General features: G+C 61.8%; 13 protein-coding genes. 9 read left to right on the plus strand and 4 right to left on the minus strand.

What is annotated here, in order from left to right:
* From ACV1FX_RS33750 to ACV1FX_RS33760, 3 genes are all read right to left on the minus strand, one after another.
* Nucleotides 1–510: MFS transporter (locus tag ACV1FX_RS33750; RefSeq protein WP_473121863.1), on the minus strand; the 510-nt coding region annotated here is incomplete at its 3' end.
* Between the two features lie 92 nt (nucleotides 511–602).
* A complete protein-coding gene (locus ACV1FX_RS33755) occupies nucleotides 603–1715 on the minus strand; it encodes an L-talarate/galactarate dehydratase (RefSeq protein ID WP_473121864.1) in 1113 nt (370 codons plus the stop codon).
* A gap of 124 nt (nucleotides 1716–1839) precedes the next feature.
* Nucleotides 1840–1983 carry a hypothetical protein gene (locus tag ACV1FX_RS33760; protein ID WP_473121865.1) on the minus strand — a complete coding sequence of 48 codons (144 nt, stop codon included), beginning with the start codon at nucleotides 1981–1983 and terminating at the stop codon, nucleotides 1840–1842.
* 133 nt (nucleotides 1984–2116) lie between these two features.
* Between ACV1FX_RS33760 and ACV1FX_RS33765 the strand changes: the two genes are divergently transcribed.
* The gene (locus ACV1FX_RS33765) at nucleotides 2117–2821 is read left to right on the plus strand and encodes a GntR family transcriptional regulator (RefSeq protein ID WP_473121866.1); all 705 of its coding nucleotides are present in this window, start codon (nucleotides 2117–2119) and stop codon (nucleotides 2819–2821) included.
* A gap of 105 nt (nucleotides 2822–2926) precedes the next feature.
* Here ACV1FX_RS33765 and ACV1FX_RS33770 read toward each other — a convergent pair whose 3' ends face one another.
* Complete coding sequence (locus tag ACV1FX_RS33770) at nucleotides 2927–3961, minus strand: LacI family DNA-binding transcriptional regulator (RefSeq protein ID WP_473121867.1); 1035 nt, start codon at nucleotides 3959–3961, stop codon at nucleotides 2927–2929.
* 159 nt (nucleotides 3962–4120) lie between these two features.
* On the opposite strand from ACV1FX_RS33770, the gene ACV1FX_RS33775 reads away from it, so the two are divergent.
* The 8 genes from ACV1FX_RS33775 to ACV1FX_RS33810 all read left to right on the plus strand — a co-directional run bounded on the left by ACV1FX_RS33775 (nucleotide 4121) and on the right by ACV1FX_RS33810 (nucleotide 12319).
* The gene (locus tag ACV1FX_RS33775; RefSeq protein ID WP_473121868.1) at nucleotides 4121–5095 is read left to right on the plus strand and encodes a sugar ABC transporter substrate-binding protein; all 975 of its coding nucleotides are present in this window, start codon (nucleotides 4121–4123) and stop codon (nucleotides 5093–5095) included.
* 130 nt (nucleotides 5096–5225) lie between these two features.
* Nucleotides 5226–6275: an ABC transporter permease gene (locus tag ACV1FX_RS33780; RefSeq protein ID WP_473121869.1), complete on the plus strand. Its 1050-nt coding sequence runs from the start codon at nucleotides 5226–5228 to the stop codon at nucleotides 6273–6275.
* Between the two features lie 10 nt (nucleotides 6276–6285).
* The gene (locus tag ACV1FX_RS33785) at nucleotides 6286–7305 is read left to right on the plus strand and encodes an ABC transporter permease (protein WP_473121870.1); all 1020 of its coding nucleotides are present in this window, start codon (nucleotides 6286–6288) and stop codon (nucleotides 7303–7305) included.
* The gene (locus ACV1FX_RS33790; RefSeq protein WP_473121871.1) at nucleotides 7302–8117 is read left to right on the plus strand and encodes an ATP-binding cassette domain-containing protein; all 816 of its coding nucleotides are present in this window, start codon (nucleotides 7302–7304) and stop codon (nucleotides 8115–8117) included. The genes ACV1FX_RS33785 and ACV1FX_RS33790 overlap by 4 nt, the downstream gene beginning before the upstream one ends.
* 72 nt (nucleotides 8118–8189) lie before the next feature.
* Nucleotides 8190–9095 (plus strand): sugar phosphate isomerase/epimerase family protein, encoded by a 906-nt coding sequence (locus ACV1FX_RS33795; protein ID WP_473121872.1) that lies wholly within the window; start codon nucleotides 8190–8192, stop codon nucleotides 9093–9095.
* On the plus strand, nucleotides 9092–10117 hold the full coding sequence (locus ACV1FX_RS33800; protein WP_473121873.1) for a Gfo/Idh/MocA family oxidoreductase: 1026 nt from the start codon (nucleotides 9092–9094) through the stop codon (nucleotides 10115–10117). The genes ACV1FX_RS33795 and ACV1FX_RS33800 overlap by 4 nt, the downstream gene beginning before the upstream one ends.
* Before the next feature lie 23 nt (nucleotides 10118–10140).
* Nucleotides 10141–11313 (plus strand): Gfo/Idh/MocA family protein, encoded by a 1173-nt coding sequence (locus ACV1FX_RS33805; protein WP_473121874.1) that lies wholly within the window; start codon nucleotides 10141–10143, stop codon nucleotides 11311–11313.
* 64 nt (nucleotides 11314–11377) lie between these two features.
* Nucleotides 11378–12319: a sugar phosphate isomerase/epimerase family protein gene (locus ACV1FX_RS33810; RefSeq protein WP_473121875.1), complete on the plus strand. Its 942-nt coding sequence runs from the start codon at nucleotides 11378–11380 to the stop codon at nucleotides 12317–12319.
* The last annotated feature ends 6 nt before the right edge of the window (nucleotides 12320–12325 follow it).

Raw genomic sequence — 12325 nt, forward strand, 5'->3', positions numbered from 1 at the left:
CATCAGGGGAGTGAACACGACCGGCGCAAAGTATTGCGCGGAATTGTAGAAGGCAGAGGCCGTGCCGCGCTCGGCTGCGGGAAACCAGCTCGTCGCCATCTTTGCATTCGCTGGAAAGGCCGGCGCTTCCGCGAGGCCGACGCAAAAGCGCAGAAGAAACAGCATCACGACAGCGCTGCCCATCGTTGCGAACAGACCCAGCATGCTCTGCAGGAGGGTAAACAATGACCAGAGCAGAATGCTCGCGGTATAGACCAGGCGTGGTCCAAAGCGATCGAGCAGGATGCCGCCGGGCACTTGTGCCAGCACATAGGCCCAGCTGAATGCGGAGAAGGCGTAGCCCATCTGGATCGCGCTGATGCCGAATTCCGCCCGCATCGCCTGCGCGGTGATCGAGAGCGTTGCGCGATCCGCGTAGTTCACCGTGGTGACGACGAAAATCAGAACGAGGATGAGGTAGCGGACCCGGCTTGCATGGGCCAGGTTCAGCACGCCTGCGGTCGTTTCCACTACAGCTTCCTCCTTGATCGGAACCGGACCTGCGCCTTGCGTTGCACCGGCTTCGAGCGATTTGCTTCTTGTCCGTTGTGATGGCGAAGACGTTAGATCCGCGCCGCTGCCACTTGGCAGGCGCGTCCATGCTCGGACAGCGTCAAGCCCACCCCGGGTCGATCGGGCAGGAACATGCGTCCGTCCCGGATCTCCAGTCGCTCGTCGAAGGCCGGCTCCAGCCATTCGATGTGCTCGACCCAGCTCTCATGCGGATAGGCGCAAGCGAGATGGATATGAATCTCCATGACGAAATGCGGTGCCATCTTCAGGCGCGCGAGATCAGCTACGGCCGCGATCTTGAGGAAGGGCGTGATTCCGCCGATGCGAGGTGCATCCGGCTGCAGGAAGGTGACCGAATTCTGCTTCACCAGCTCCGCGCACTCAGCCACGCTGCTGAGCATTTCGCCCGTTGCGATTGGCGTGTCGAGCTTGTCGGTCAGGCGGGCATGGCCGGCATAGTCATAAGCCGAGAGCGGCTCCTCGAGCCAGGTCAGGTTGTACTGATCGAGAATTCGGCCGGCACGAAGCGCGGTCGTGTAGTCCCATTGCTGGTTGGCGTCGACCATGATGGGCACGCCGTCACCGACGTGGCGGCGCACCAACTCCACACGTTCGATGTCGCGCGAGAGCTCAGGCTGGCCGACTTTCAGCTTTATGCCGCCGATGCCGCGGCGAAGTGAGGCGTCGACGTTGGCGATGACCTCTTCCTTGGTCGCGTTCAAATAGCCGCCCGACGTGTTGTAGGTCGGCACGGAATTGCGATAGGCGCCGATGAGCTTGCCCAGCGGCAACCCGGCCTTCTTCGCCTTCATGTCCCATAGCGCGAGATCGAACGCGGCGATGGTCTGGACCGTCACGCCCGTCCGCGCAACGGAGGCGCCAGCCCAGGCCAGCTTTTCCCATAGCCGGCCGATGTCATCCGGGTCCTCGCCGATCAGATCCGGCGCCAGATCTCTGGCGTGGGCGAAAAGGGCGTTGCCGCCCGCTCGAAGGGAATAGCTGAAGCCAAAGCCGCGCGCGCCGCCCTTCGTTTCCAGTGTCACACAGAGCAGATCGACGTGGGCAAGCGGGCGCTGCCGGCCCGTCAGCACCTTGGCGTCGCTAAGTGCCGCCTTCAACGGCACCTGGTTGAGTGTGACTTCGATCGATTGAATGGGGTCCATGAGACGCGCCTTGGCTTTTGGGGAAGGGAGATTTTTCGAATGGCCCTGGATCAGCCGCCGGCGTGCTTTCGGCGCCTTGACGTTGCGTGCGGAGATTGCGCGACAGATCGGAAATGACCTGGCGTCACGCCCGAGCCAGCATGCGCGGCTTTGGTAATGACTGCGGCGCTTTCGTCATCGGTACGTGGCGATAAGAACGCCCGATCCGGTCGGACATCTCGGTCGTCTCCTGCGTGATCTTGTTTTTTTGAGTGGTGTCGTCACCCACGATCGGTTGTCTCGCTCATTTCGATCGAGGAGTCAAGAATCGTGCACGATCGATGATGCTTGATGCATGCGCCCCGTGCTATGCTAGGATGGGCGATCGGGGTCGGCGCCGGCCCGCGCGAATGGAGGCTTCCATGGCTCCGAGGGACGGCACGACCGGCCTTCGTCTCGTCAAGACACCCCTGTCGGAACAGGCTTATTCGGCGCTGAAGCGTCAGGTACTCGACCAGGAGCTACAGCCGGGCGAGCGGCTGAACATCGATGCACTGTCCCGGCGGCTGGGCGTGAGCAGTTCACCCCTGCGCGAAGCATTGGTTCGTCTCGAGGCCGAAGGGTTGGTGGTATTTGCCGCCAATTCTGGATTTTCCGTCGCGCCCCTGCCGGACGTAGATCAGATGCGTCAACTTTTCGAGTTTCGGTTGCTAATTGAAATGCACTGCGCTCGCATCGGCGCCGCCCGCGGCAATGTCGACGATGTCTCAGCTCTGACCGAGGCTACGGATTCAATGGCCAGAATGCGCAAGGCCGGCGTCGGCTATGAAGGGTACGAAGCTTATTTCGGACTCGAGCAAACCTTCCACCAGCGCATCGTAGACAGCGCACGAAACGGGCCGATGGCTGCAGCCTATCGAGGGCTCGACGTCGTCCTCTACGTCGCCCGCCGCTCGATCGTGCGCGAGAGCGGCCGTATCGGCTCGGACGACGCCGTTCGCGAGCACCGTGCGATTGTCAGGGCCTACGCTGCCGCTGATCCGGATGCGGCCGAAACCGCGATGCGTCGACACCTTGAAGGGGCGCAGGCTCGGATGACGAGCTCCACCGGCAAGATGCGCCGATGAGGGGATTCGCCAGAGGCGCATCTGAACGCCGAAAAGCACGGTTTCCTGGCCCGCACTGCGGCCAGCCGCTGATAGGGGTGGGGACAGCGTGAGTGTCGCCTCGTCTCAAACGTTCTCTGGCGTCACGATCTCGAACGGGATGGTCCGCTGAAGCGTGGCGGTCGGCGTGTCCTGCCTTGTGACGTCGATCATCGTCTGAACGAGCAGGTCCGAGGTTGCCTCGAGCGGATGGCAGAGCGCGGCCGTGATCAGTCCTTCAGAGAGGCCCTTCCGTGTCTCGGGCCCGATGTCACGGCAAATGATCTTAATGCCCTTTCGCCTGTCTTCCGGCGCTTCCCTGATCGCCCGAAGTATACCCGAAATGCCGCCTCCGACGATCAGGATGCCGATCAGATCGTCCGTTGCTTGCAGCAGTTCCTTGACAAGCCGGTATGCTTCGCTCGGCTCTTCGTGTGTCGGTCGGCTTTCCTCGATGATCAGCCCTGGCGCATGCTCCCTCATGTAGGACCGGAAACTCGCGTCAGCAACGTCCTGGCACTGGTAGCGGTGATTGCCGATGAAAACCGCAATGCGCCCGCTGCTCAGCGTCATTTGGGCAATGAGGAACGCTGCCGTACGTCCGAGTTTCCAGTTATCGGTCCCCACGTAGGCCGCCCTATCCGGTGCGGACTGATCGGTGATGTAGCAGACGACCGGCTTGCCTGCTTCACGCAACGATAGGATCGTTTGGCCAATGATCGGATGATCGGCCGCGATCACGGCGACGGCATCGCATTCAATTGAGAGCGCTTGGAGCCGATCCGCAATGTTGTCGGGCGAGAGAAGGTCGACGAATTCGACAAGCGGCTCGACGACCTCGTCGCGACGCCCGCGGCAAGCTGCGACGATCTTCCGGCTGAAGAGCTGATAAAGTTCGCGGTGAGACTGCTGGAGCAGGAAGCCGAAGCGATAGTTCGGCGCTGATTTGCGGATCCGGTCGTCGATCGCGCCAAGGCCGTAGAACCCGATCCGATCGGCCGCGCTCTGAACGCGCTGCATGGTGGTGCCTCGCACGGAAGCGGACCCTGCCAAAATCCTGTTGACGGTAGCGACGGATACTCCGGCAGCCTTCGCCAGGTCGGGGATGGTTGGTCGTTTCACGCTCGAGCTCCCGAAAGTCTCGTGTCATTATGAAAGATATGAAATGATATTTTCTTATCATTCGCATGCTAGCGCATATTTGCAGATTTTCAACCTTAAGCTATGAGTCAGGGCACAATTAAAGAGCTCGTTATGAAACGAGGCTTGGGAGGAGTAGATATGTTTAAGCGCAGCCGCATTGCGACGATGATGTCTGTAGCCGTGATTTTGGGTCTCACGGCGACCTCTGCCATGGCAGCCAAGATCTTTGTCATTGGTGGCAAACCCGACGACCCATTCTGGTCGATCGTGAAGCGCGGCGCCGAAGATGCCGGTATCGTGTCCAAGGCTCAGGGCGGGTCCGTGACCTGGCTTGGTCCTCAGAACTACGACAACCTTGGTGTCGATGCCGCGGAGCTGATCCGTCAGGCGATTGCCCAAGGCGCCGATGGGATCGTCGGTCCCGATTGGGTTCCCGAGGCGATGGATCCCGCCTTCAAGGCCGTAGTCGACGCCAAGATTCCACTCGTGATCTACAACGCCGGCGGCATCGCCGCGGCCGATCGCCTCCACGCGATGAACTATGTTGGCAGCGACGACTACAAGGCGGGTGTCGCCGCCGGCGAGTATTTCGCCAAGAAGGGGCTGAAGACTCTGGTCTGCATCAACACGCTGCCGGGTGCGGCGAACATCGAGGCTCATTGCCGGGGCATGAACGACGGCGTCAAGGCGAACGGCGGAACGGGCGCCGCGTTGCCGCTGCCGGCGACCTCGTTTGGCAATGCGACAGCCGTTGCCCAGGCGGTGAAGGCCTATCTTCTGCAGCACCCCGAGGTGAACGGTGTCTACACGATCGGCAACGTCGATGCGAATTCGGCTATCAACGGCATCACGCAGGCTGGCAAAGCCGCGCAGGTCAAGGTCGGCGGCGTCAACATGGACGAGACCATTCTGAAGAACATCAAGGCTGGCACGCAGATGTTCGCGATCGACCAGCAGGGTTACCTGCAAGGCTATCTCGCCGTGTCGATTCTGAATGGCCATGTGAACTTCGGCCTGAGCGTGCCGACGCGGGAAATCTTGACCGGACCCGGGATCGTCGACGCTTCGAATGTCGATACGGCACTGAAGGGCGTGAAGCAGGGCACTCGCTGAGGGGCCTTCGATTGAGGTGGCGGAATCTGCTGTCGCGTTCGGACAGCAGATTCCTCGACTGGCACGTCCGGAGCGGAGAGAGCCGAAACAGGCATTTGGCTTTGATCCCCGCTGAACGAGGAACAGGTCCATGGTCTCAGTCACGCAAACCCAATTTGCTACGCCCGCGGTGCGCCGTTCCTTCTTTCCGGCGACACTCGGGCGACTCTTGCGGCGCCCTGAAGCGGGCTCGTTGGCCGGATTGATCGCGGTCTTCATCTTCTTCGCGATCTTCGGCGGCCGTGTCTTCGTTTCGCCGGCCGGTTTCGCGGGTTGGCTCAACGTAGCCGCAGAGGTCGGGATCGTCGCGCTTCCCGTAGGGCTACTGATGATCGCCGGCGAGCTCGACCTGTCGATCGGTGCCGTCATTCCGGCGTCGTCGGTGACCTTGGCCGTGATCTCTGGCCACTACGGAGCGCCAGAACCCGTCGGCATCCTCGCCGCGCTCGCCGTCGGCCTCGCGGTAGGTCTCGTCAACGGGCTGCTCACGATCCGCACGGAAATGCCATCGCTGATTGTGACGATCGGCACGATGTTCGCCGTCATGGGATTGACGCTCGGCTTCGCAGTGCTTCTGACGGGAAGCACGAGCACCGCGATCGTTCCGAGCGAGACTGCAAAGTTCTTTCTCGGGCAGTTCGTGGGCGGAATGTTCCAGGTGACCATCTTTTGGTGGGTTCTGATCGCCCTGGTCCTGGCCTATCTCCTTCACGTATCGCACGTCGGCAATTGGATCTTTGCTCTCGGCGGCGACCGCGTCAGCGCCCGCAACGCCGGCATCCCGACCGAGCGCCTCACCGTAGCGCTTTTCATGATCAGCGGTCTCTGTGCGGCCTTCGTCGGCGTGAGCCAGGCCATGGTCTATCAGAGCGCGCAGGTCGCAGGCGGCCAGTCCTTCATTTTCAACTCGATCATGTGCGTCGTGATCGGCGGCGTGCTCCTGACCGGAGGTTTCGGCTCGATTGTCGGCGTCGTGATCGGGACAGTGACTTTCGCGATGGTGAACCAGGGCATCTACTTCACCAGCGTCGATCCCAACCTCGGCAGCGTGATCATCGGCGCATTGCTCCTGCTGGCCGTGATCATGAACGATACGTTCCGGCGGATGGCGCTGGCCTATTCCGGCAAGAAGAAAGGGTGAGGGCTCAGCCATGTACTACGTCCTTCTTCCATTCGGCAGATTGTTGCGGCGCCCGGAAGCCGGATCGGTCATCAGCCTGATCGCGGTCATCCTGTTCTTCGTCATCTTCGGCGGCGTGAACCTCCAAAAGCTGCTCGGCGCGGCAAGCTGGGTGAATTTCGCGGCCAACCTCGGCATTGTCGCCATTCCGGTCGGCCTTCTGATGATCGCGGGCGAGCTCGACATCTCGATCGGTGCCATGATTCCAGCCGGCTCGATGAGCATCGCCATCCTGTCCGGTTACTATGGGCTGCCGATCGCCGTCGGCATGCTGGGTTCAATCGGCATCGGCGTGCTCGTGGGGCTGATCAACGGATTTCTGACGGTCCGGACCTCGGTTCCGTCGCTGATCGTCACCCTTGGAACGCTGGTCGCAATGCAGGGCGTGGTGCTTAGCGCCTCGGTGCTTTTGACTGGAAGTGCCAGCGTCGCGCTGACGGCCCCTAACTGGGCGAAGATGGTCTTCGGCCAGCTCCTCGGCGGCAGCTTCCAGATCATCATCGTCTGGTGGCTCGCCTGGTCGGCGATCTCCTACGTGATCGTGCACCACACCCGTTACGGCAATTGGATCCTTGCCATGGGCGGCGACAAAGAGAGTGCCAGGAACGCGGGCATTCCGACTTCGAAGCTCACCATTGCGCTCTTCGTTCTGTCGGCAACCTCCGCCTCGTTCGTCGGCATGTGCGGCGCCATCCTGTTCAATTCGGCGCAAGTATCCGGCGGTATGAACTACATCTTCAACGCGGTCGTTTCGGTCGTCGTCGGTGGCGTCCTTCTGACCGGCGGGTTCGGATCCGTGATAGGCATTTTCGTGGGCACTCTGACCTTCGCCGTCGTGAGCCAGGGGATCTACTTCACCTCCATCGACCGAAACTGGTCCAGCCTGATCATCGGCGTGATGCTTCTCGTCGCTGTGCTGATGAATAACAGCTTCCGGAAGATCGCGATCTCCTATTCCCCCCGCAAGAAAGCCCGAGGAGCTGAGGCATGACCACTCCGGTTCTCGAACTCAGGAACGTCAACAAATCCTTCGGACCGATCGACGTTCTTCACGACATCTCGCTGAAGGTGCATGCGGGCGAGGTCCTTTGCCTGCTCGGCGACAACGGCGCGGGCAAGTCGACGCTGATCAGGACGCTGGCCGGCGTCCACAAACCGACCTCGGGAACGATCCTGATGGACGGCGAAGAGGTCACCTTCATTCGGCCGAAGGATGCCGCGGATCGCGGCATTTCGACCGTGCATCAGTTCGGCGGAACATTTCCGCTCATGAGCATCGGGCGATCGTTTTTTGTTGGCGTCGAGCCCACGAAGAAGTTTGGTCCGTTCAGCATCTTCGATCGGAAGACGGCGAACGCGGTCGCGGTCAAGGCGGTCCAGGAATTTGGCATCACCCGGATCGACGATGGGGACAGGTTGATCGGAGGTCTTTCGGGCGGTGAGCGCCAGTCGCTCGCCATCGCGCGGGCGGTCCATTTCGGTGCCCGCGTCCTCATCCTCGACGAACCGACTGCAGCGCTCGGTGTCAAGGAGGCCGCGCATGTGCTTCGGATCATCCTCGAAGCGCGCCGACGCGGGCTCGCAGTGATCCTCATTACCCATCAGGTAATGCACGCCATGACGGTTGGAGACCACTTCGCTGTCCTGATCCGAGGCGCGCTCGCAGCCGACTTCCGCAAGGGCGAAAAGACGCGTGAGGAGATCACCGACCTGATGGCTGGCGGAGAAGCCATGGCGGGCCTTGAGGCGGAGATCGACAGCTACATGCAGACCCACGAGGGGCATCCACCGCCGCCCGCTTAGCAAGTACGCCAGACATCCCGCAGAGGGTGAACAGGCCGCTACGATCGAAATAACAACTTACAGGTGAGTCTTATGAAGATTGCACTCGATCCTTTCATGCACCGGCATCTCTCGCTCGAGGCGTTGCCGTTCAAGGTCAAGGAACTCGGCTACGATTGGATCGAACTGTCGCCGCGTGGTGACTTCCTCGAATGGTTCAAGGCCCCGCGCGTTTTCCCGGAGCGCATCAAGGCCTTCAAGAAGGCCCTGAAAGAGGCCGATGTCCGCATCGCCTCGCTGCTGCCGATGTACCGATGGGCGTCGAACGACGAGACAGAGCGCCGCGCGGCCGTGCGCCACTGGAAGCGCGCGATCGAGATCGCCGTCGAGATGGAGGTCGACACGATGAACTCCGAGTTCGGGCGCGGTCCGCATCCGGACAAGGGATCCTGCTACTGCTGCCATACCGGCTCGATGATCGAAACCTGCGAGGACGCGTGGTGGCGCTCGATGGAGGAACTCGTGCCGATGTTCGAGAAAGAGGGGATCAATCTGCATGTCGAGCCGCATCCCGAGGATTGGTGCGAAACTTTGCAGCCCGCCGTCGACATCATCCGGACCGTAAATTCGCCGCGCGTGAAGTTTCTCTACTGCGCGCCGCACACGTTCTATTTCGGCGACGACACCAAGGCGATGCTGCGCGAATGCGCCGATGTGCTGGCGCATGTCCATGTCGGCGACACGTTCAATCACAAGGCCTCGTCGGGCCTGCGCTACATCCTGAACCCGCCTGGCACCAATGCCCGCGTGCATCAGCACCTGAACATCGGACAGGGCGAAGTGCCCTGGGACGACTTCTTCGGCACTCTCGCAGAGATCGGCTTCGACGGGATCATGAGCTCGTGCGTTTTCGCCTGGGAGGACCGCGCCGACGAGTCCGGCCGGTTCATGCGCACGAAGATGCAGGATTACGTCGAAAAGTATTGGAGGGCGAAATGAGTCTCAAGGTCGGTGTCATCGGGACGGGGATGATCGGACAGGATCACATCCGTCGACTGACAGAGGTTCTCTCGGGTGTCGACGTCGTCGCTGTCACCGATATCGTCCAAGACCGGGCGCGGGCGGCAGCGCCCCGCGGCGCGGCGGTTTTCGACACGCCGCAAGCCTTGATCTCGTCCGATGCTGTCGAGGCGGTCGTGATTTGCTCATGGGGACCGGCACACGAGGAGCAACTGCTCGCCTGTATCGCCGCCGGCAAGCCGGTCTTCTGCGAGAAGCCGCTCGTAACCTCGGAAGCTGCCGCGCGGCGCGTCATGGAGGCTGAGGTTATCGTCGGGCGCCGCCTCGTGCAGGTCGGCTTCATGCGCCGCTTCGACGCCGACTATCGGCGGCTGAAGCGCGTCATCGATGGCGGATCGCTCGGCGCCCCCCTAATGTTCCACTCCGTTCATCGCAACGCTTCCGTGCCGGTCGGGCTATACACATCCGACATGCCGCTGAACGACACGTTGGTGCACGATGCGGATATCTCCCGCTGGCTTCTGTCCGACGAGATCATCGGTGTCGAAGTTCGCGTGCCGCGGCGTTCGACCCGCGGCGGCGACCTGCGCGATCCGGTGATCGTGCTGTTGCATACGGCCTCTGGCGTCCTTGTCGACGTCGAGATCTCGGTCAACATCGCCTATGGTTATGACATCCGGGGCGAGGTCAGTTGCGAGCAGGGGGTGGCCGCGCTCCCGAACCGGCCCGCGACCGTCATTTCTGACCGCCATGGCATTCGCCAGGCCATCCCCGAGGATTGGCGCGAGCGATTCATCGAGGCCTACGACCAGGAGTTCCGGGAGTGGATCGTCGCGGCCTCTGAAGGAACGGCCACTGGTCCGTCCACCTGGGATGGATATGCCGCGACCCTGACCGCGGATGCCGCGTTGCGCGCCGTTTCGAGCGGCGGACTTGAACGCATCGCGATGATTGACAAGCCCGCACTCTACGATGTTCCGCTCGCGCTCGCGGCCGAGTAGGCACTCATCCAGGGATAGTTGTCATGATCAACGGAGAGAAGACGATCAGCCGCCCCTTGCGCTGGGGTATGATCGGAGGCGGCCGCACCGGGCAGGTCGGCTACAAGCATCGCACTGGCGCATTGCGCGACGGCACCTACCAGCTTCTCGCGGGTGCCTTCGACCTCGATGCGGATCGGGGGCGGGACTTCGGCGTGAAGCTCGGAGTGGTCGCCGACCGCTGCTATGCCACCTCTCAGGATCTCATCGCGGGCGAGACTGCGCGCGACGACGGCATCGAGGTCGTGTCGATCGCGACCCCGAACTTCACGCATTACGAGATCACGAAGGCCTGCCTTGGGGCGGGCCTTCACGTGATCTGCGAGAAGCCGCTCTTCTTTACGCTGGCCGAGTGTGAGGAGATTGCTGCCCTCGCCAGGCAGAAGGGGCTCATCGTCGGCGTGACCTACGGCTACACAGGCCATCCGCTTGTCCATCAGATGGCGGCGATGGTGAAGAAGGGCATGCTCGGCGAGATCCGCATCGTCGACCTTGAGTACACCCACGGCTTCAATTCCGGCGATGACGCTGCGGCCGGCGAGGCGGTCAGGTGGCGGACGAACCCCAAGACGGCCGGCCCGACCTTCGTCCTTGGCGACATCGGCACACACCTCTACTACCTCTCGGAGATCGTGCTGCCACACATCAAGGTCGAGAAGCTGCTCTGTGACCGCAAGGCCTTCATCCCGACCCGCGAGCCGCTCGAGGACCATGCGACGGTCCTGATGCACTACAACAACGGCGCCCGTGGCCGCCTGTGGGTCTCGTCAGTGGACGCCGGCAACATGGGTAGTCAGCGCTATCGCTTCGTCGGCTCGAAGGCCTCGGTGTCATGGTCTGACAGCCATCCGGATCAGCTCGTCTATGAAGTCCAGGGCGAGCCGGGACGCATCCTTCACCATGGCATGCCCTATCTGGACGCGGAGAGCCTGGCCATCGACCGGATGGGTGCACTCCACACCGAAGGGCTCGGCGACAGCTGGTCCAACATCTATCTCTGGATCGCCGAGGCGATCGACGCGGCGAAGCGCGGCGATCAGGCCTTCCTCAGGACTCACCACTATCCCGGCATCGAAGCCGGAACCGAAGGTGTTCGCTGGCTGGCGAACTGCGTCCGGTCCGCAGACGCAGGCTCGGCCTGGGTCGACTTTCAATAACGCGCTGCCTCCCCAACTGGGCGTGCATCAGCACGCCCTCTCTTTTTTTCAGGATGGAACGATCATGAAGCTTTCGATCTGCACCGATGTGATGGGCGATCTCTCTTTCACCGACATGCTCGACAAGTGCGTCCGACTTGGTGTCGAGGGCATCGAGATGACGGGGGGCGGTTGGTCGCGGGCGCCGCACTTCCGCGCCGATGAGCTCCTCGCCGACAAGGCGCTGCTCAAGACGAAGCTCAAGGAGATCGAGGCGCGCGGTCTTCAGATCGCTGCCCTCAATTGCTCGGCGAATCCACTCGATCCCGGCCCGATGGGAAAGCGTCATCGCAAGGAAATGGAGGAGACGATCCGTCTGGCCGGCGAGATCGGCGTCAAGACCATCGTCACCATGTCGGGCCTGCCGGAAGCGGCACCTGGCGATACGGTGCCGAACTGGCTCGTCTACACCAAAAGCTGGCCAGACGAGATGCCGGAGCGCGATCGTTATCAATGGGAGGAGCGCGCGTTCCCGCTGTGGCACGGGCTCGTGAAGCTCGCGAAGGAAGTCGGCGTCGAGAAATATGCGCTGGAGAATTTCTCCGCAATGCTGGTCTGGAATCCCGAAACCCTCTTTAGGCTGCGCAATGCGGTCGGTCCGACGGTCGGAATGAACCTCGATCCTTCGCATCTGATGTGGATGGGCGCGGATCCCATCGCATCGGCCCGCGCGCTCGGCGCGGCGATCCATCATTGCCACGGCAAGGACACGCGGATTGAGCGGGGACTGGCTGACGTGAACGGTCTTCTCGAGCTGAAAGAGGTTACGGACGTCGCCAATCGCGCGTGGAATTACGTCGCGGTCGGCGCAGGCCATGACCTTCAGTGGTGGAAGGAGTTCTTCTCGGTCGTCCGGATGTGCGGCTACAACGGCTGGGTCAGCCTCGAAATGGAAGATTTCACCATGTCGACGGATGCCGGCATCCAATCTTCGGTGAGCGCTCTCCAGGCGACCATCAGCCGCTGAAGCCAA

This window comes from Bradyrhizobium ingae, from assembly GCF_055791185.1.

Bases quoted from the DNA above. Each gene is read 5' to 3' on its own strand.
- ACV1FX_RS33775 (WP_473121868.1), top strand. From the start codon at position 4,121: ATGTTTAAGCGCAGCCGCATTGCGACGATGATGTCTGTAGCCGTGATT.
- ACV1FX_RS33755 (WP_473121864.1), bottom strand. From the start codon at position 1,715: ATGGACCCCATTCAATCGATCGAAGTCACACTCAACCAGGTGCCGTTG.
- ACV1FX_RS33765 (WP_473121866.1), top strand. From the start codon at position 2,117: ATGGCTCCGAGGGACGGCACGACCGGCCTTCGTCTCGTCAAGACACCC.
- ACV1FX_RS33785 (WP_473121870.1), top strand. From the start codon at position 6,286: ATGTACTACGTCCTTCTTCCATTCGGCAGATTGTTGCGGCGCCCGGAA.
- ACV1FX_RS33795 (WP_473121872.1), top strand. From the start codon at position 8,190: ATGAAGATTGCACTCGATCCTTTCATGCACCGGCATCTCTCGCTCGAG.
- ACV1FX_RS33780 (WP_473121869.1), top strand. From the start codon at position 5,226: ATGGTCTCAGTCACGCAAACCCAATTTGCTACGCCCGCGGTGCGCCGT.
- ACV1FX_RS33810 (WP_473121875.1), top strand. From the start codon at position 11,378: ATGAAGCTTTCGATCTGCACCGATGTGATGGGCGATCTCTCTTTCACC.
- ACV1FX_RS33790 (WP_473121871.1), top strand. From the start codon at position 7,302: ATGACCACTCCGGTTCTCGAACTCAGGAACGTCAACAAATCCTTCGGA.
- ACV1FX_RS33805 (WP_473121874.1), top strand. From the start codon at position 10,141: ATGATCAACGGAGAGAAGACGATCAGCCGCCCCTTGCGCTGGGGTATG.
- ACV1FX_RS33800 (WP_473121873.1), top strand. From the start codon at position 9,092: ATGAGTCTCAAGGTCGGTGTCATCGGGACGGGGATGATCGGACAGGAT.